Below are 18609 nucleotides of genomic sequence, written 5' to 3'. Positions count from 1 at the left end.
TCAAGCACTACCTCTCCGCTAACCGATTCCTGACTTCTTGCTTTGACCCTGTTCTCGGAACATAGTCTTGAATGGGTTCCTGATCACAGTCGGCCCGCGGCGGTGAAGCAACGGGAAAGGAAACGGACATGCCTTGGAGTACACGCGAGGTAGCCGAACTCGCCGGAACGACTGTGAACACTATCCGTCACTATCACCGGTCAGGGCTTCTCGAGGAACCAGCGCGGATGACCAATGGCTACAAGCAATACGGGGCCCGACATCTTGTTCGTTTGCTGCAGATCCGCCGGCTCCGCGACCTTGGCGTACCACTCGCGCAAATCGAGTCCATAGGTTTTGGCGGGGAACCAACCCACCCAGGGCTGCTGGGAATCGAAGCGGAACTATCCGCGAGCATCACGCGCTTGCAACGTGCACGTGCCGAAATTCGAGCGATCCTGCAGGGCTCCACAACCACAGACCTGCCCGCAGGTTTCGAAGAGATCTCCGGACTCTTGTCGGCTCCGGAACGTTCACTCATGCTCATCTACTCTCAGCTCTACGACGAGGCGGCAATGGCTGACCTCAAACAGATGGTGGAGTCCGAGCCTCGAGAAGACGACGCGAACGAGGAGTTCAATACGTTGCAGTCCGACGCAGATGAGGCCACCAAACAACGACTTGCGGCGACGTTCGCACCTCTTATCGCACAACACCTCGCGGACTACCCCTGGCTGGTGGACCAAAAAGCGCACCTCTCCAAAAGCCCACAAGTCACCCAGGAAACCTTTGTCGAAACCATGACCGAGCTTTACAACGAGGCGCAACTAGAGGTGCTTGCCCACGCGAGCGTCATCGCCACACAGAACCAGGACAAAACAGCCGCAACAGCGAAAGAGCCGATGTACCAAGCAACCGCAGTGACGACGATTCCCGTGACGCATGACCTCGGACTCAGCTCGGGCCCCGGCACTGTGGCCGACGAGTTAGCACCTTTTGTGGACCGCCATTTGCTCGAACGCTCCGACATTTAGGGACTGCCCCGGGTTTGCTTGACTCCTGACTTGTGAGGATTTACTCCTTGCAGCAAGGATGTTCACATGCCCAAGCCTTTCCCCGCTGAGTTCCGTCGTGACGTGGTCGCCGTGGCACGGAAGCACGAAGCCCCGATCTCGCTGTACATCCGACTCTTAGCGCGGGTAGTAGAGACGCTTGCCTCCCGACGCCACCAATAGCAAGCGTCCACGCTCAGCCCGAGTTCGGCCGCAACGGCACGGATCGTGCCGCCTCGATCCAGGCGCCGAAAGAACTCCTCCCGCTCCTTGGCTTTGTACTGCACATTCTCTCTCTCTACCCCTCGGTCGCCCGGCCATCGCACACCCTCACGCTCAGATTTTTGCGACGATGACTGGAATCCAAGCGGTCCGGTGTTCGGTGATGTCCGGCAGCATGGCAAATGCTGCACCAAAGACTGCCAGGAATACGAGGGCCGTAACGGGCAGTCCGCCACGGACCTTTGCGAAGATTGCCGGCAGTTCACGGGCGACGGCGATTTCATGCATCTGCCGTGCGGTAGAAAATAGGGTTGCATTGATTGCGGAGCTCGCCGCCAGCAATGCCCCGAGACTGGCGATCCAGTATCCGGCCGTGCCAAGGGCGGCTTGGCCGGCCGCGGCAAATGCCACCTTCTTCTGCGAAATGATGATTGCGTCGCTGACCAGCATCTGGGCGCCAACCGTCACCGTCACGTACACCAGCGTGACGATGGCGGTCGAGAGTCAGAGCGCCCGCGGCAGTGTCCACCGTGGGCGGTCCAAATCCTCGTAGTCGTAGGAGAGTAGCTCGAAGCCCTCATGGGCGACAAAGATCGAAGCCGCGGCCACGATCACGCCACCTAGCCCCTAGTTGTCCAGCGGCGCCAGCCGCTCCGGTGCGAAGTGCAGGAACCCCACCGTCGAGATCAACGCCAGCACCGCGACTTTGATCAACACGACAATGTCTTCGGACAGCGCCGAGGCGCCCACACCACGGAGGTTGATTCCCAGGAATACCAGCAAGATCAGTGCCGCGAAGCCGTCGGCGAAAATCCCCGGCAGGCCCAGGACGTTTGCCGCATAGTGGCCAAAGGTGAATCCGTAGACTGCCAGGGCGACCAAGTACCCGAACATCAGCAGCCAGGAGATGTATGAGCCAACGCGCGGATAGCCGGCATCCTGCAGGTATACGAACAGGCCGCCGGACCGTCCGGCCCGGGCCGAAAGGGCCGCGAACGAATGCGCCGTGACAATGGCGATGCCACCGCCGATAAGAAAACTACCCACGGCCAGGTGGCCGGCAAGCGCCACGGTGACGCCGAGAACGCTGAAGATACCTCCGCCGATCATGCCTCCGACTGCCATCGCCACGGCATCGCGCAGTCTTAACTTTCCAAGGCCCTTGTTACGCCGCGCGGCGGTTCCGGGACGAAACGCAGCCTTGGGCGGCGAGGATCTGCTGGACATCTGAGCCCACATTCCTTTATGCAGCCACGGTTGGTGCGATCTTGCTAGCCGGCCTCTGGACATTGTGCCCCGCGTAATTCGAATCCGGCAGGGGGTTAGTGCCCTTGTGAGCCCATCCCGGTCCGGCAGGCGCGGCCAAATGCCCGTCACGGGCAGGGTCAAGTAAAGTGGGGACGTGACTTACGAGATTGAGATTGGCCGTGGCAAGCGTGGGCGTCGTGCCTACTCCCTGGATGACATTGCGATCGTCCCCAACCGACGCACCCGCGATCCCAAGGACGTATCCGTCTCCTGGCAGATCGACGCTTACAAGTTCGACATGCCCGTTATTGCCGCGCCGATGGATTCCGCGATGTCCCCGGAAACCGTCATCGCGCTGGGCCGCCTCGGCGGGCTCGGCGTCCTCGACCTCGAAGGCCTGTGGACCCGGTACGAGGACCCGCAAGCCGTCCTGGACCAGATCGGTGCCCTCCAGGACGAGACGAACAGCCCCGCCGTGACCCGGCGTATGCAGGAGCTTTACCAGGCCCCGATCCAGCCCGAGCTGATCACCTCGCGGCTAGCGGAGATCCGCGCCGCGGGCGTTACGGTTGCCGGCTCCCTCACCCCGCAGCGGACCCAGGAGCACTACAAAACCGTCGTGGCGGCCGGCGTCGACATCTTTGTGATCCGCGGCACCACGGTCTCGGCCGAGCACGTTTCGAAGGACCACGAGCCGCTGAACCTCAAGCAGTTCATCTACGAACTCGACGTTCCCGTAATCGTCGGGGGCGCGGCTGGCTACACCCCGGCCCTGCACCTGATGCGCACCGGCGCCGCGGGGGTGCTGGTCGGTTTCGGCGGCGGAGCCACGAGCACCACCCGCCGGGCCCTCGGCATCCACTCGCCGATGGCCTCCGCCATCTCCGACGTCGCCGCCGCCCGCCGGGACTACATGGATGAGTCCGGCGGACGCTACGTCCACGTGATCGCCGACGGCGGGATGGGTTCCTCCGGCGACATCGTAAAAGCTATCGCCATGGGCGCGGACGCCGTGATGCTCGGCAGCGCCCTCGCCCGCGCCGAGGAAGCCCCGGGCAAGGGCTGGCACTGGGGCCAGGAAGCGCACCACCTTGAACTTCCCCGGGGTGACAGGGTCAACGTTGGCACCGTCGGACCCCTCGAAGAGGTCCTTTTCGGCCCCGGCCACCACACCAACGGAACATCCAACCTGATCGGTGCACTGCGCCGTTCGATGGCGACCACCGGCTATTCGGACCTGAAGGAATTCCAGCGCGTCGACGTCGTGGTGTCGCCTTACGCCGGCAACTGATAGCCCCCTGCCCATCCGGTGAAGTTGGAAGTAGTGTGGTGCACTACGAGATTTGATCCGGATGGAGGCGTGACATGAACAGTTTTCCCGGCGGTTCTTCAAAGACCGGCGGTGCCCTGGGGCCCGCGGAACGCGAAGCGTCGCTCGCTGTACTCAAGGGCACCACGGATCCCGGCAAGGAACTGGACATCCTGATCGTCGGCGGCGGCATCGTCGGCACCGGTGCCGCCCTGGACGCCGTCACACGGGGCCTCAGCGTTGGCATCGTCGAGGCAAACGACTGGGCAGCGGGTACCTCTTCGCGGTCCTCCAAATTGATCCACGGCGGCCTTCGCTACCTGGAGATGCTCGACTTCGCCCTGGTTAAAGAGGCCCTGCACGAGCGCGGGCTCATCCTCTCGGTGCTCGCCCCGCACCTGGCCCGGCCGGTACCTTTCCTGTACCCGTTGACAAAACCCTTCATCGAACGTCCATATGTGGGGGCCGGCATTGCGCTCTACGATGCCATGTCCATCTCGACCGGCCAGCAGCGGGGCGTCCCGTTCCACAAGCACCTGAGCCGCCGGGGAACGTTGCGGGCGGCGCCGAGCCTCAAGGATGACGCCTTCGTCGGATCCATCAGGTACTACGACGGACAGGTCGACGATGCCAAGTACTGCGCCAACCTGGTCCGAACCGCCGCCTACTACGGGGCCCACGCCGTGAACCAGATGTCCGTCGTCGCGTTTGTCCGGGAAGGCGAACGGGTGGTCGGGGCGAAGGTGGTCAACCATGAGGACGGCTCCACGTTTAATATCAAGGCCAAGCAAGTCATCAACGCCACGGGCGTCTGGACGGACGAGACCCAGGCGATGGTGACCGACCGCGGCCAGCTTAAAGTGCGCGCCTCCAAGGGCATCCATCTCGTGGTGCCGCGGGACCGCTTCCAGTCCACCGTGGGACTGATCCTGCGCACCGAAAAATCGGTCCTGTTTGTCATCCCCTGGGGCCGGCACTGGATCATCGGGACCACGGATACCGACTGGCACCTGGACAAGGCCCACCCTGCTGCCTCCAGCAAAGACATCGACTACATCCTCGAACATGTGAACAAGGTGCTGAAGCGGCCGTTGACCCGTGAAGACGTTGAGGGCGTCTATGCCGGACTCAGGCCGCTCCTGGCCGGCGAAAACGATTCCACGGCCAAGCTTTCGCGCGAGCATGTGGTGGCCCATCCGGTACCGGGGCTCGTTGTGGTGGCCGGCGGTAAATGGACCACCTACCGGGTAATGGCCAAGGACGCCGTCGACGAGGCAACCCGCAGCATGGACGAACGCGTTGCGCCCAGTTGCACGGAATCCATTCCGTTGCTGGGTGCCAGCGGATTCAAGGCGGCCTGGAACAAACGCAACCGGATGGCCGAGGAAACCGGTGTCCACGTGGCGCGGATCGAGCACCTGCTCAACCGCTACGGGTCCATGGTCCCGGAAGTGCTCGCTCTTATCACCGAGAACCCCGACCTTGGCGAGCCGTTGCCGGGCGCCGACGACTACCTCGCCGCCGAAGCCGTCTACGCCGCCACCCACGAAGGGGCCCGGCATGTGCAGGACGTCCTGACCCGCCGCACCCGGATTTCGATCGAAGCCTGGGACCGCGGTGTGTCAGCAGCGCCGGTAGTCGCTAAACTGATGGGAGATGTCCTCGGCTGGAGCGATGCGCAGCGCGAGGGCGAAATCAAGCACTACCTGGCCCGGGTCGACGCCGAACGGCTTAGCCAGGAGCAGCCGGACGACGAATCCGCCGACGCAGCACGCCTGGGCATCGAGGACATCGTCCCGTTGCGTTGACCGGCAGCATCCGCCTGTGGTCCCAACCGGGGCTGCAGGCGGAACCGCGCCACTTCGAAGGGATACCACTTGGCGGAACCATTGGACCGGTACGACGCCGAGCTCACCACCCCGGAAATGGTGATCCTCGAGATGGACGCCGTGGACAAGCTCGACGCAACAACCCAGCTGGCGGAACGGATGCATGCCGCCGGACGCATTTCCGATCTCCCGGGATTCCTCCGTCACGTCAACGCCCGTGAACACCAACTGGCCACCGGACTGCCAGGCGGCGTCGGCCTGCCCCATGCCCGCAGCGAGTTCGTCTCCCGGACCACCATTGCCGTCGGCATCACCAAGTACGGCAAGGCACTCGATTTCGGCGCCGCCGACGGGCCGGCAACAGTGGTCTTGCTGATCGCGACACCGGCCAGTTCCTTCTCGGAGCATCTGGAAGTGCTGGCCACCCTTGCCAGGTCACTGTCGAAGGAATCGTTCCGCGAATCGCTGCGGCGCGCCTACGACCCCGAAGTCATCGCAGAACTCATCAATTCCAGCCTGGTCTTTTTCGACCACTGAAGATCGGGACGGGGACTTTCGCGCCGACTCCCTCGCCACGCACGGACCGTGCTGCCCCGCTCCTGCGCCGGGTCGCCCTGCTGCCCGTTTCGCTGTTCTACACGCCGACGAAGTACGGTTAAGGGGTGCTGAAAACTGCCCTCAAACCCCGCTGGATCGCCGGACTGGTGTTCGCGATCGTCGTATCAGGGGTGTTTGTGCTGCTCAGCCAGTGGCAGTTCGGCCGCTCCACCAGGGCTGAGGTGACGGTCTCCGCCACGACCGAGGAACCCCAAGCCCTCACCACGGTGCTGCGGCCCGGCGATTTCTTCCCCGGTTCGGTCGCGGACCAGATTGTCACCGCCACCGGCAGGTACGATCCGCAGAAGCAGGTGCTCGTCCCGGGACGGCTGTACGACGGCGCCAAGGGCTACTGGATCGTTTCGGCCCTGGCCGTCCAGGATGCCCCCGTCCTGACCGGTTCCGCCGCCACACCCCAGACCTGGATCCCGGTCGCCCGCGGCTGGGTCGCCGACCCGGCGGACGCGTCCGCCCCGCCGTCGGGCAGTGTTGCCCTGACCGGACGGCTGCTGCCATCCGAGGCTCCGGTCCCCGGGACCGACGCCGGTCCCGGCCGGGCCAGCGCCGTCTCCGTAGCGGAACTCATCAACACCTGGGAAGTGAGCAGCTACCCCGGCTTTGTCACCGCGGGTTCGGAGCGTTCCGGCGGCAACGACGTCGGCGCGGCAGCCTCCGGAGGGAAAATGAAGCCGCTGAACATCGGGCCGCAACCGCCTGCCGAGAAGGTCAACTGGTTGAACCTCTTCTACGCCGCGGAGTGGGTGGTGTTCGCTGGCTTCGCGCTGTTCATTTGGTGGCGCCTGGTCAAGGACGACTACCGCCGGGGGCTTGAAGACGCCCTCGATGCGGAGTATGACGCCGCGGCGCTGCACCATCCCGAACCGGACCCCACCGAACCGGACCCCACCGAACCGAAAGTGCAATCATGATTGAGCCCCAGCCGGCCGTCCAGCCGCAGCAGTCCAACGTGCCGGGAACCGGGCGCGGCAAGAAGCGCCGATTTGGCGGCACCGAGGCCCAGATCCGCTCGGCGCTGAAGTTTTACAAGGTCCTCGCGTATATGACCGGCAGCATGCTGCTCCTGCTGTGCGCGGAACTTATTGCCCGGTATGTGTTCGGCCAATATCTCTTCGGCGGCGGGACCAACGCCGTCACCGGCCAGCAGTTCGGTTTCGGATTCGCCGACGCGGAGCCGCCGGGGGTGATCGGCGGCGTAAATCTGTCCGTCGCGGTGCTGATCGTGCACGGCTGGATGTACGTTGTGTACCTTATGTCCAACTTCCGACTGTGGTCGCTGATGCGCTGGCCGTTCGGGAAAATGATCATCCTGGCACTCGGCGGGGTGGTGCCCTTCCTGTCCTTCTTCGTGGAGAAGAAGTTCCACGCCGAGGTGGAGGTTGAACTTGCGGCGAACCCGCAGGCCCCCCAGCGCTATTGAGCGGCGCGGTGTGAGTTCGCTTACCCGGCGGCCCATCCGCGGTCCTGGCGGCTTCTCAATGTGCGGGCGGGCGGCGCCGCAAAGTACCCTAGAAGGGTGACTATTCCCACTGCATCCCAGACGTCCCACAAGCCCGTCCTGGTTGTTGACTACGGTGCCCAGTACGCGCAGCTGATCGCCCGCCGCGTCCGGGAAGCGAATGTGTATTCGGAAGTGGTTCCGCATACCTACAGCACCGAGCAGCTCCTGGCCAAAAACCCCGCCGCAATTATCCTCTCCGGCGGACCCTCAAGCGTTTACGCCGAAGGTGCCCCCACCGTTGGTTCGGACCTCTTCGAAGCCGGAGTACCGGTTTTCGGGATCTGCTACGGCTTTCAGGCCATGGCCAACGCCCTCGGCGGCGAAGTCGCCCAGACCGGACTCCGCGAGTATGGCGCCACCGAGACCACCACCATCGGCGAAGGCCGCTCCATCCTCGAAGGCATGCCGCAGCACCAGAGCACCTGGATGAGCCACGGCGACTCCGTGCACGAGGCGCCGGCGGGCTTTGAGGTCCTCGCGACGACGGCCGGCGCCGACGTCGCGGCTTTCGCGAACGAGGAAAAGCGCCTCTACGGCGTGCAGTGGCACCCCGAGGTCAAGCACTCGGCCTACGGCCAACAGGTCCTGGAGAACTTCCTCTTCAAGGGTGCCGGACTGGAACCGAACTGGACGGCCGGCAACATCCTTGAGGAGCAGGTTGAGCGGGTTCGTGCACAGATCGGCGATGCCCGGGTCATCTGCGGTTTGTCCGGTGGCGTTGATTCCGCGGTGGCGGCTGCCCTGGTCCAGCGCGCCGTCGGCGACCAGCTGACATGTGTGTTTGTCGACCATGGACTGCTGCGCGAAGGCGAAGCGGAGCAGGTTGAACGTGACTTCGTGGCGGCAACTGGCGTCAAACTCTATGTGGCCAACGAGCAGGAGCGCTTCCAGTCGGCCCTGGCCGGAGTGAGCGACCCGGAGACCAAGCGCAAGATCATCGGCCGCGAATTCATCCGTGCCTTCGAGGAGGCCGAGCTTGCGATCATCGCAGAGGCGGCAGCGCACGGCGAGAAGATCAAGTTTCTCGTCCAGGGCACCTTGTACCCGGACGTCGTCGAGTCCGGCGGCGGTGAAGGTGCCGCGAACATCAAGAGCCACCACAACGTGGGCGGGCTGCCGGAAGACCTGCAGTTCGAACTCGTCGAGCCGCTGCGCGCCTTGTTCAAGGACGAGGTCCGCGCCGTCGGCGCGCAGCTTGGCCTGCCGCAGGAAATTGTAGGGCGCCAGCCGTTCCCGGGACCGGGCCTTGGCATCCGGATCGTCGGCGAAGTGACGAAGGAGCGGCTGGACCTGCTGCGCAAGGCAGACGCCATCGCGCGCGCCGAACTGACCGCCGCCGGCCTTGACAACGAGGTCTGGCAGATGCCGGTAGTGCTGCTGGCGGACGTCCGCAGCGTCGGTGTTATGGGAGACGGCCGCACCTACGGTCACCCGATTGTCCTGCGTCCCGTTTCCTCCGAGGACGCCATGACGGCGGACTGGTCGCGACTGCCTTACGATCTGCTGGCCAGGATCTCCAACCGCATCACCAACGAGGTGGAAGGCGTGAACCGCGTTGTGCTCGATGTGACCAGCAAGCCGCCGGGAACCATCGAATGGGAATAGTCCCGTAGTGGGCGGATGAAATGGCCGGGCTCGTCGGGAGGCCGGCCATTTTCCGTTCGGTCGCCGCATCCCTGGACCGCCCGGCAGCGGGCGGCGGCGGCCCGCGGCACGAGCGGCGATGCTGGGAATTCGGTTTGAATTTGTGTCCCGCCAGTGTTGCGTCGCCTCGCCGGGGCCGGATTCGGGCTACCCTCGAAATTATGCCGGTATGGTCCAGGACGTCCCGCGCGGGCACGAAAAACGTGAGCAGAGTAAACGCAAGCACAGAAAAGAAGGCAGCAGTGTCAGTTGGTCAAGGCCACCCCGAGGGCTCCGAGGAGCTCAGGAAATGGCTGTCGGGGCTCAAGCCGGTCACCGGAGCAGACACCATGCTGCGCTTCACCAAGACGCCTGAGGGCTCCATAGACCTGACCAATGCCCATCCCTCCGGCATGGCACAGTTGATGGCCGGCCGACGCACCCGGCTGTCCACCTTGATCCGTGATCACCAGCAGTACGTTGTCGCCGCGAGGGCGTCCCGCAACCTGCGCTCCAAAATCTTCGAACTGGCCAATGACCGCGGCATCGATGCGGGATACTTTTCGGCGGGTACCGTCGTGTGGACCTCCGCAGTCGGCGGCAAACCGCAGCGCGTCTCAGCCCCGGTTATGCTCAGTTCCATCTCCCTCACGGTCCGTCCGGGCGAGGACGATTACGAACTGCAATTGACCGAACAGGCCAAGATCAACCCCGCCCTGATCCGGCATCTGAAGACCATCCACGGCATTGCTTTCGACGTCAACGCGGTAACCCGGATGGCGTACAGCACCGCCCGCTTCGATCCCCAGCCGGTCCTTGACCGCCTGAGCACCCTCATCCAGCCCATCTACGGCGCCGAGGTCGAGCACAACCTTCTGGTGTCCACCTTCGCGGACTTGTCCGGAAACCTTGAGGATCCATGGATCAACGAGAGCCATCCCCTAGTGGCGGCGTTGGGACGGGCCGCCGCCGGCCAGCCGTTGCAGGTATCCGAGCTTAAGCCCGGACGGTTCCCAAGCACCGATGAGCGGGATCCCGCGGATGAACTGTTGCTGCTCGACGCCGACACCGACCAGCAGTACGTCGTCGACGCCGTCCGCGCCGGGGACTCGCTGGTGGTCAGCAGTCCGCCCGGCACCGGCCAGACCCAGACAGCAATCAATACCATCGGGACCCTCCTCGATCAGGGTAAGACGGTTCTGGTGGTGGGGGACCGGCGAGCCAGCCTGGGTGAGATCTCCACCCAGTTGGAGACCCTGGGACTGGATTCAGCCCTGTTCCAGCTTGCCGGGAACGCCACTGCCCTGCAGCTGAAGGGCCAGCTCGTCAGGGCCATCGTGCGCAATGAGAAATCCCTCGAGCCCCAGCTCAGCAACCTTCACAGCACTTTGATTGAACACCGCCATGCCCTTCGGGACCATGTTGCCTCGTTGCACAACGTCCGCCAGCGCTGGGGATGCTCTCCGTACGAGGCGATGCAGTCATTGGCCGAGCTGACCTCCATCCAGCCGGCGCCGGCCACCACCGTCCGGCTCAAGCGCAGTGTGCTGGACAATATCCGGGACCGCGAGGAACTCGCTGGCCGGCTCCACCGTGCGGCCGAGCTGGGAAGCTTCAGCAGGGCCTCGACCACAAGTCCGTGGCATGGTGCCCGGCTGCTGACCCGGAAGGAAACCGAGGAAGCCCAGCAGGTGGCCAGCTCCGTGGCCAGGAAGCTGCCGGAACTGCGCGAGCTGATGAACGGTGTCGCAGAACACGCCGAAATCCGCCTGGGCCGTTCGTTTTCGGAGTGGGGGGACCAGGTTGAGCTGTTAGTTGCTGTTCGCGAAAGCCTGGATAAATTCACGCCGGACATCTTCGACCGTCCGGTCCACGACCTCATCTCCGCCACCGCAGCTTCCTCCTGGCGGCGCGAACGGAACATTGAGATGCCGTCCATGCAGCGCTCCCGTTTGCGCCGGGTGGCCAAGGAATATGTCCGGCCGGGTGTCCACATTGCCGACCTGCACAGCTCCCTCGTCCTCGTCCAGGAGCAGCGGGCCGCATGGGCCGACTACGCCACGACGCAGCGGCACCCTGCAGTGCCTTCCGGCCTGGGCGAGATCATCGCCCTGTACCGCGAGCTCGAAGCGGAGCTGGTCGAGCTCGGCCACGCCGTCAGGCACACCGCGGCGGGCGGTGAACTGCATGGCAGCCCCTACGAAGATCTTATGGAGCGGCTGGACGCGCTGGTTGCCGACACCGGGACGCTCGAAACTTTGCCGGAGCGGACCCTCCTGGTCGAAGACATGCGCGAGCATGGCCTGGGCGAACTGCTCGCTGACCTCGCCGAGCGTGAGGTGCCCGCAGGGTCTGTGGCCGCCGAGCTTGAGCTCGCCTGGTGGCAGTCCGCACTCGAAGCCATGATCAGCGGGGATGATTACCTGGCTATGTCCGACGGCGACGCCCTTCGCCAGCTCGAAGCGGAGTACCGCCTCGCGGACAACGCGCACATCGCCAGCGGCGCCGCCAGGCTGCGCTGGCAGCTGGCAGACCGCTGGCGGGCGGCCATCGCAGAACACCCGCGGCAAGCGGAACTGCTGCGCAGCCTGCTCAAGGATGGCCGGGTCACCCTCTCGGCACTGACGGGCCAGGCCCCGGACTTGCTGCCGATGCTGGTTCCGGTGTGGTCCGTCAGCCCTTACCTCCTGTCGGCGGTTTTGCCGGTGGAGCAAAAGTTTGATGCCGTTGTGATCCTTGACGCCGAGGCAACGTCGCTGCAGGCCGTCCTGCCGGCCGTAGCCCGCGCCGCGCAGGTTATTGCTTTTGGTGACGACCGGATTGCCACGCCGCGGACATTCACCGTCGGTGTCGAGCGGCTTGCGGCCGGCGAGAGCTCCCATCAAGGCGTCGAAAGCGCCTTCAAGGCACTCGCCGGTGTACTGCCCGTCTGGAACCTGCGGACGGTCTACCGCGCCGTGGATGAGGACCTTGTCCGGCAACTGAGCAAGGGCTTCTACGACGGCGGACTCCGCAGGTTGCCGGAGGGCCAGTCAGCCACCGGGCTGGACCGTGCCCTCACTGTGGAATACCTGCCGGACGGGACGGGCCTGCCCAGCGCGGACCAGGACGGCGTCGAATCTGTGGTGGCCGAGGTAAACCGGGCCGTGGAGCTTGTCTTCGAGCACGCCCGCCTCCGGCCGCGGACGTCGCTGGCCGTCGTCACCGGCAGCCTCCGGCATGCGGCGCGGATCGGCGAGTCGATCCGGCTTCAGCTGCCCAACTACCCGATGCTTGCCAGCTTTTTCACCGCCGGCGAAGAGTCCTTCCGGGTCGTGGATCTGGAACGTGCCCAGGGACTGGTCCGCGATCACGTGATCTTCTCGCCGGGTTACGGACGCACCCCGCACGGGCGTGCGCTGCATAGCCTGGGCCCGCTCTCCGTCGATGGTGGACGAGCAAGGTTTGCCCTCGCCATGACGCGGGCACGCCGGTCCCTGCACGTGCTCAGCTGCTTCCGTCCGGAGGACCTCGACGTGACCCGGCTGAGCCACGGCGCGGTGGACTTCTATGAACTGCTGGACCGGGAAATCGCGGGTAACTCCGATCTCGGAAGTCCCGCGTCGCGGGCTGCAGCCAGCGAACAGGCTCTCGGGGCCGACCCCCTCGTGGCCGACCTCGGGGACCGGCTGCGGGCCCGGGGCGCACGGGTCTGGCACCAGTACGACGGCGCGCTGAATATGGTGGCCGCGGCCGACCCGTTGAGTACCCTCGGACAGGACGATGCGGAGATTCCGCGGCCCGTGGCCATTGAGTCAGACGGCACCGAACAGTACCGAAAGCTCACCGTCCGGGAACGCAGCAGGCTCCGCCCGCAGCTGCTGGAACGACTCGGCTGGCGCTACATGCCGCTCTGGACCATCGAGGTGTTCACGGATCCTTCGGCCTGCGCCGACCGCATCGGCGGATATCTGGGCCTGGAAAAGCCGGCCGTGACGCACCGTAAACCCACATCGCCGGGGTTCTTCGACGACGACGTCGAAAACCTTGCCGTCAACGAAGCGCAAGCCTCGCGGGGACGGACGTCCGGCATACAGGACAGTGCGCCAGACTACAGAACAGACCAAGGCAGCAAGGAGGCCAGCGGCATGACTGCGGATGGCGATACCGGTAACGGTGGCGAGGCCCAGGACGACACCAGCGCCCAGGACAGCGGACCGGACAATGCGTCCGCGCAGTCGGCGTCGGCGGCATCCCCGTCCGGTGTGCTGCCGAACAAGGCGGCGGAGGATGACCCGCAGCGCTGGGGCGACGAGCCCGGCGGCTACGACCATGACTCGTGGCTGCAAGAGCAGAAGCCCCCGCACTGGGCCTAAGTCCTTTTCGGGCCTGCTCCGCCGGGGCTTTCGGACGGTGAAGCGACTAGCCGGGGACGGCCGTGACGAGGACGAAGAAGAGTTTTCCCTGCGTCGAGGCCCCTGCGAGCCGACGCGCCTGATCGGCGTCGGCGGCCACAACGAGGAGGCCCTCGTTTTCACCTGTCCCCAGCCATGGGCCGGCACGGCTGCCGTGCCCGGAAGTCCACAGCACGGGAACGGCAGCTGCCAGCAGCTGGGATGCGGCGGGCTGGTCGAAGCTGTTGCCGGTGGTGATGACTACGTCGACGAGTTGCCCGGGGGAGAGCAACTGGATCGAGGCCGGATCCGCCATCCGCAGGGGAACTGCGGCCGATCCCGGCGGCTCTCCAGCCAGCAGGCCAGGTCCCACTAGCTGCGAATCTGCGAGTAACTGGCCCTTGCGGAGGGCGACGGCAAGCTGCTGGCCTTGGAGGGAACCAGCGCTCACGAAGCTGCCCGCGGGAACCAGGCCCCTGGGCACGTGGAGGACCGTCAGGTCCTCCACTCCAAGGGACTGGCCGGCGGGGAGATCCCGGGCAGCAGCGAAGGCGGGGACAGTGTCGGCCGGCTCAGGTGTCAGTTGTTGAACCGTGAGGCCGGCGGCGATGCAGAGCAGCAGCGCCACGGCGAGCCGGCGGTTGCGGTTGAGCCATCGGACCAGCCGCCGGCGGGACGGCCTGCCGGCGGGTCTTCGGCCCCGCGGCGGGACTGCTGACTTTGAGGGTGCTGCCGGCGTGGACAGATCAAGGCGGCGTCCCGGGGATCGCCAGCGCCGGATAATAGAGGAGTGTCGCCACGGGTCGATACGGAAGATCTCAAAGAAATCTTCCGGTAGCTTCCATGTGGTCGGGACGGCGGTTCCAATGGGGGCCATAACCCGAAGCTACCCACCGGCGCGCACGCCTGGCAGTTACAGTTCGGTCTATGTGGACAAAGCGGTGTGACGGCCAGCGAGGAGTGGCAGCAGCACGGCCTTCGTAACGGCGCTAGCTTGCGGACGCGCCTGCCGGCGCAGTGGATGCAGCCGGTGCGGGCGCCGGCGTCGGCGTCTGTGAAACGGTGCTGCCCTTTGCGTCGCGCGAGTCCGTCCGGTAAAAACCGGAACCTTTAAAGACCACACCAACGCTGTTGAACTTCTTGCGCAGGGTCCCCTGGCACTCAGGGCAGGAGGTGAGGGTGCTGTCGGTGAAGGACTGCACGATCTCAAAGGCGTGGCTGCAGTCCTTGCAGGCGTATGCATACGTGGGCACTGGAAATCCTCCTCAGGGGCAAACGAGCAGGTCCCGTACCGCCGGTTCGGGATCCCGGCCGGTAGTTCTATCGGCGGAATCCGTCCCTTAGCAGTCGCAGGGCCTGAGTGCTAATTCTATCACCCCCGCGACCGGTCCCCGGCAGCCCGGTGCTGCAGCTGCACCACGCCGGACGGGGTCAGTGCGGCACCCACCTTCCGGTCGAAGGACTCCGCCGGGATGCTTCCGGCAGGGAGCACCTCGCCGTTGTACACAACGGCGGCTGCCGGCACCGGCGGCAACAGCCCGCCGTCGGACGTCGGCGTCCCGGGATACGGGAGTGCGGCCAGCTTCGCCAGAAATTTGTCGTAGTAGCCGCCGCCCTGCCCGATCCGGTTGCCGGAGTAGTCGACCGCGGTGGCCGGCAGGAAAATGCCGTCCGCGCAACGAATCACGGAAGCATCGTGTCGCTTGCCGGCGGGTTCCTGGATCGGCGCGTACCGGCTCCGCGCGAATCGGGAGGCCGGCGTCCAGTAGACCCAGCTCAGCTCCAGGCCGGGCTCGCAGACCGGAAGGAGCAGCCGATGCCCTTCCTGGTGGAGTGCTGCCAGCAGGGGAAGACTTGGCGGTTCCGACCCCACACCAAGGTAGGCGGCAAAAGTGCCGGAGCGGCCGCCCGCCAGGCGGGCTGCCCAGGCAACGCCGTACGAGGCGATTCCGGCACCGGCGGTCGCCAGGGCCGCCGGCGTCAGTGCAGCTCGCCGGGCCCGGTGGCTGGCCCGGGTCTCTTCCTTCGATGCCACGATGCCTTGTCCCTCCGCTGGTGCGGCCGGCAAACCGCGGTTGGTGCCGGTCGGAAATGATTACCTAATGCTTGGTCCCTCCGTTAGATTAGTCGAGTGACTACACCCAACGCTCCCGTCCGCAAGGCCGTCATCCCCGCAGCCGGCCTCGGAACGAGGTTTCTTCCGGCGACCAAGGCCATGCCCAAGGAAATGCTGCCGGTCGTCGACAAGCCGGCCATCCAGTACGTCGTGGAGGAAGCAGTCAACGTCGGTCTGACCGACATCTTAATGATTACCGGCCGCAACAAGCGCGCGCTGGAGGACCACTTCGACCGCGTCCCTACCCTGGAAGCCACCCTTCAGGCCAAAGGAGACACCGCGAAGCTTGAGTCCATCCAGGCGGCCAGCAACCTTGGTGATATCCACTACGTGCGCCAGGGCGACCCGCTGGGACTGGGGCACGCCGTCCTGCGGGCAAAGCAGCACGTGGGGTATGAACCGTTCGCTGTCCTGCTCGGCGATGACCTGATCGATGCCCGCGATGAACTTCTAAGTACCATGATCGAGGTTCAGGCCAAGACCGGCGGGTCGGTGATCGCACTGATCGAGGTGGAGCCGTCAGCGATCAGCGCCTACGGCTGCGCCGACGTTCAGGCGATCGAGGGCGAAGAGTACGTCCGGATCAAGCACTTGGTAGAGAAGCCTGACGTCGAGGATGCCCCGTCCAACCTCGCGATAATTGGGCGCTACGTCCTCCACCCGGCTGTCTTCGAGGTACTGGAACGCACCGAGCCGGGACGCGGCGGCGAAATCCAGCTCACCGACGCGCTGCAGGAACTTGCCTCCGGTGACGGTGACGGCTACGGCGTGTACGGCGTTGTCTTCCGTGGCCGCCGCTATGACACCGGCGATAAGCTCAGCTACCTCAAAGCCTGCGTCCAGCTCGCCTGCGACAGTGACGACCTGGGCCCAGGCCTGCGGGAATGGCTGCCCGGCTTCGCTGCGAGCCTTGCTCCCAGCCTGACCAAGTAGCTTCGGTGGGGGGCAGCTTCCACTGGCCGGTGACGCTGGAAAGCGGCGAGCTTGTCTTGCGCCCGATTCGGCACCGGGACCGCAAGGAATGGACGACTGTCCGCTCCCGCAACAGTGAGTGGCTGGCCCCTTGGGAGGCGTCGAACCCGGAGCCTGGCGGTGGTCTGCCGGACTACCGCCAGATGGTGCGGTCCCTCAAGGCGCAGGCCGCGCAGGGTGTTGGCCTGCCCTTCCTCATTACGGCGCGGACCGCCGGCTTCCGGGAACCCGTTATTGTGGGACAGCTGACGGTTTCGTCTATCGTTTGGGGTTCGGCGATGATGGCCACTCTTGGATACTGGGTGGACCGGGACCGGGCCGGCCAGGGCATCGCCCCGACAGCCGTGGCACTGGTGACGGACTATTGTTTCCAGAGCCTCGGGCTGCATCGGATGGAGATCAACATCCGCCCCGAAAACGGACCAAGCCTGCGCGTGGTGGAGAAGCTCGGCTTTCGCGACGAGGGCTACCGTCCCCGGTTCCTGCACATCAACGGCGAATGGGCGGACCACCGGAGCTTCGCGCTGACCTCTGAAGAAGTGCCAGGCGGGCTGCTGGCACGCTGGCAGCAGCCCGGACCCAAGTGAGCGGCCGGGCCTTTACCGACAAGCCCGCACGGCATAAATCCAGTCAATTGCCAGTTACCCGGCGACACACCGGGGACAATGCCGCTCCGAGCAGCGCATTGCTCATACGGTTTTGATGTGGACTTCCCTCTTAGCAGCTCTGTGATCCTTGTCATTGCTGTTGCGCTCTGGATTGTTTGGGTTGCTCCGTACATCCTCCGGAACGGACGACACCACCTGCAACCCGTGGGCGAGCTCGTGGCGGACGTCATTGATCTAGAACCAGCAGCCCCGCAAGCCGGGAAAGTCATGAAGATGACGGCCCAGCAGGAGAAACCCATGACCAGCAGCCAGCGCACCGAATCCGTCCGGGGAACTACCCGGCTTGACGGCGGCCGTGGGCCTGCCGCTACGGGCCCGGCTTTCAAGATACATTTCGGTCGGCTGGCCCTCGCGCTGGCCGGTTCGCTCTCGCTGCTGACCGGCGTGGTGTCCGCGCTGTTGGGGGTCTTTGGCCTCGTTTCACTCTGGGCGCCCGTTATTGCACTGCTGGGCACGGCAGCGGCAGTAGTTGTCCTCCGCGGACTCGCGGTCCGTGACCGTCGCCGTAAGGTGAACGCTGCCTTCCGCGCGGCGATGAGCGCTCCGGCGCGCCAGGCAGCGCCGGCCCCGGCGCGCACACCATTGCGGCAATCGGCGGGGGAGCCCCGTGAACGGGCCGAGAACCCGCTCTTTGACGCCCAGGCAGACGATGTTGAACACCCCCCGGCACCGAAGCCGTTGACTGCCCAGGACCTCCGCGAGGCGGCCATCGCGGAAGCTGCGGCTTCGGGCGACACGTCCGTACGACCTGCCGCGGGTAACCCGGGTGTTGGAGAATCCAGCTGGGAGCCGGTGGAAGTCCCCAAGCCAACCTACGTGGAGGCGCCGAAGGCCCCGCGTGCCGCTCCTGAGCCGCTCGACCTGCCCGAAGCCCCGAAAGCTGTTGGCAAACCCTCGCTGAAGCAGGGCGTGGTGCAGGCACCCGCCGGCACCACAGATACGGACTCTGAACAAAAGCCCCTCGGCAAGGCGCAGAGCGCCCTGAGCAACCTCGACGACGTCCTGCAGCGGCGCAGGGCCTGACCACTCGTTTCCGAAGCCCCGGGCTGCTCGCAGTGGGCCGCCCGGGGCTTTCCTTTTGTCCCGGCGCGTCCGGCCGGAA

16 protein-coding genes are annotated in these 18609 nt (G+C 65.3%); 11 read left to right on the top strand and 5 right to left on the bottom strand.

Going from position 1 to position 18609, the window contains the following annotated elements:
- The first annotated feature begins 128 nt into the window (after positions 1-128).
- On the top strand, positions 129-1013 hold the full coding sequence (locus tag QK287_RS07300; protein WP_282359700.1) for a MerR family transcriptional regulator: 885 nt from the start codon (positions 129-131) through the stop codon (positions 1011-1013).
- A 354-nt stretch (positions 1014-1367) separates the two neighbouring features.
- On the opposite strand, the gene QK287_RS07295 is transcribed toward QK287_RS07300, so the two are convergent.
- The gene (locus QK287_RS07295; RefSeq protein ID WP_282359798.1) at positions 1368-1745 is read right to left on the bottom strand and encodes an amino acid permease; all 378 of its coding nucleotides are present in this window, start codon (positions 1743-1745) and stop codon (positions 1368-1370) included.
- A gap of 135 nt (positions 1746-1880) precedes the next feature.
- Positions 1881-2480, bottom strand: coding sequence for an amino acid permease (locus tag QK287_RS07290; protein WP_282359699.1), 600 nt, complete (start codon positions 2478-2480; stop codon positions 1881-1883).
- A gap of 175 nt (positions 2481-2655) precedes the next feature.
- On the opposite strand from QK287_RS07290, the gene QK287_RS07285 reads away from it, so the two are divergent.
- The 7 genes from QK287_RS07285 (at position 2656) to QK287_RS07255 (ending at position 13733) form a co-directional block, all read left to right on the top strand.
- Entirely contained in the window at positions 2656-3792 is a 1137-nt protein-coding gene (locus tag QK287_RS07285) for a GuaB3 family IMP dehydrogenase-related protein (protein WP_226774004.1), read from the top strand.
- Positions 3793-3866: 74 nt separating this feature from the next.
- Entirely contained in the window at positions 3867-5618 is a 1752-nt protein-coding gene (locus tag QK287_RS07280) for a glycerol-3-phosphate dehydrogenase/oxidase (RefSeq protein WP_226774003.1), read from the top strand.
- Between the two features lie 69 nt (positions 5619-5687).
- Complete coding sequence (locus QK287_RS07275; RefSeq protein WP_226774002.1) at positions 5688-6176, top strand: PTS sugar transporter subunit IIA; 489 nt, start codon at positions 5688-5690, stop codon at positions 6174-6176.
- 125 nt (positions 6177-6301) lie between these two features.
- Positions 6302-7165 carry an SURF1 family protein gene (locus QK287_RS07270; protein WP_226774001.1) on the top strand — a complete coding sequence of 288 codons (864 nt, stop codon included), beginning with the start codon at positions 6302-6304 and terminating at the stop codon, positions 7163-7165.
- Positions 7162-7674: a DUF3817 domain-containing protein gene (locus QK287_RS07265; RefSeq protein ID WP_226774000.1), complete on the top strand. Its 513-nt coding sequence runs from the start codon at positions 7162-7164 to the stop codon at positions 7672-7674. The genes QK287_RS07270 and QK287_RS07265 overlap by 4 nt, the downstream gene beginning before the upstream one ends.
- A gap of 96 nt (positions 7675-7770) precedes the next feature.
- Entirely contained in the window at positions 7771-9360 is a 1590-nt protein-coding gene (gene guaA, locus QK287_RS07260; protein WP_226773999.1) for a glutamine-hydrolyzing GMP synthase, read from the top strand.
- Positions 9361-9641: 281 nt separating this feature from the next.
- A complete protein-coding gene (locus QK287_RS07255; RefSeq protein WP_282359698.1) occupies positions 9642-13733 on the top strand; it encodes an AAA family ATPase in 4092 nt (1363 codons plus the stop codon).
- Positions 13734-13779: 46 nt separating this feature from the next.
- Here the strand turns inward: QK287_RS07255 and cpaB are convergent, their stop codons facing one another.
- The 3 genes from cpaB to QK287_RS07240 form a co-directional block, all read right to left on the bottom strand.
- Positions 13780-14628, bottom strand: coding sequence for a Flp pilus assembly protein CpaB (cpaB, locus tag QK287_RS07250; RefSeq protein WP_348774698.1), 849 nt, complete (start codon positions 14626-14628; stop codon positions 13780-13782).
- A 112-nt stretch (positions 14629-14740) separates the two neighbouring features.
- Positions 14741-15004, bottom strand: a complete 264-nt coding sequence (locus QK287_RS07245; RefSeq protein WP_226773997.1) for an FmdB family zinc ribbon protein — start codon at positions 15002-15004, stop codon at positions 14741-14743.
- A gap of 119 nt (positions 15005-15123) precedes the next feature.
- Positions 15124-15786 carry a 5-formyltetrahydrofolate cyclo-ligase gene (locus tag QK287_RS07240; protein WP_282359697.1) on the bottom strand — a complete coding sequence of 221 codons (663 nt, stop codon included), beginning with the start codon at positions 15784-15786 and terminating at the stop codon, positions 15124-15126.
- Between the two features lie 96 nt (positions 15787-15882).
- Here QK287_RS07240 and galU point away from each other — a divergent pair, with 96 nt between their 5' ends.
- The 3 genes from galU to QK287_RS07225 all read left to right on the top strand — a co-directional run bounded on the left by galU (position 15883) and on the right by QK287_RS07225 (position 18530).
- Positions 15883-16800, top strand: a complete 918-nt coding sequence (galU, locus tag QK287_RS07235) for a UTP--glucose-1-phosphate uridylyltransferase GalU (RefSeq protein WP_282359696.1) — start codon at positions 15883-15885, stop codon at positions 16798-16800.
- Between the two features lie 5 nt (positions 16801-16805).
- Positions 16806-17426 (top strand): GNAT family protein, encoded by a 621-nt coding sequence (locus QK287_RS07230; RefSeq protein WP_282359695.1) that lies wholly within the window; start codon positions 16806-16808, stop codon positions 17424-17426.
- Between the two features lie 117 nt (positions 17427-17543).
- Positions 17544-18530: a hypothetical protein gene (locus QK287_RS07225; protein WP_282359694.1), complete on the top strand. Its 987-nt coding sequence runs from the start codon at positions 17544-17546 to the stop codon at positions 18528-18530.
- Positions 18531-18609: the final 79 nt, after the last annotated feature.

This window comes from Arthrobacter sp. AL05, from assembly GCF_029960715.1.
GTDB lineage: Bacteria > Actinomycetota > Actinomycetes > Actinomycetales > Micrococcaceae > Arthrobacter.
Note: the sequence above shows the minus strand (reverse complement) of the source record. Positions and strands in the feature narration are given on the sequence as shown.

Bases quoted from the DNA above. Each gene is read 5' to 3' on its own strand.
- QK287_RS07300 (WP_282359700.1), top strand. From the start codon at position 129: ATGCCTTGGAGTACACGCGAGGTAGCCGAACTCGCCGGAACGACTGTG.
- QK287_RS07290 (WP_282359699.1), bottom strand. From the start codon at position 2,480: ATGTCCAGCAGATCCTCGCCGCCCAAGGCTGCGTTTCGTCCCGGAACC.
- QK287_RS07280 (WP_226774003.1), top strand. From the start codon at position 3,867: ATGAACAGTTTTCCCGGCGGTTCTTCAAAGACCGGCGGTGCCCTGGGG.
- QK287_RS07265 (WP_226774000.1), top strand. From the start codon at position 7,162: ATGATTGAGCCCCAGCCGGCCGTCCAGCCGCAGCAGTCCAACGTGCCG.
- cpaB (WP_348774698.1), bottom strand. From the start codon at position 14,628: ATGGCCCCCATTGGAACCGCCGTCCCGACCACATGGAAGCTACCGGAA.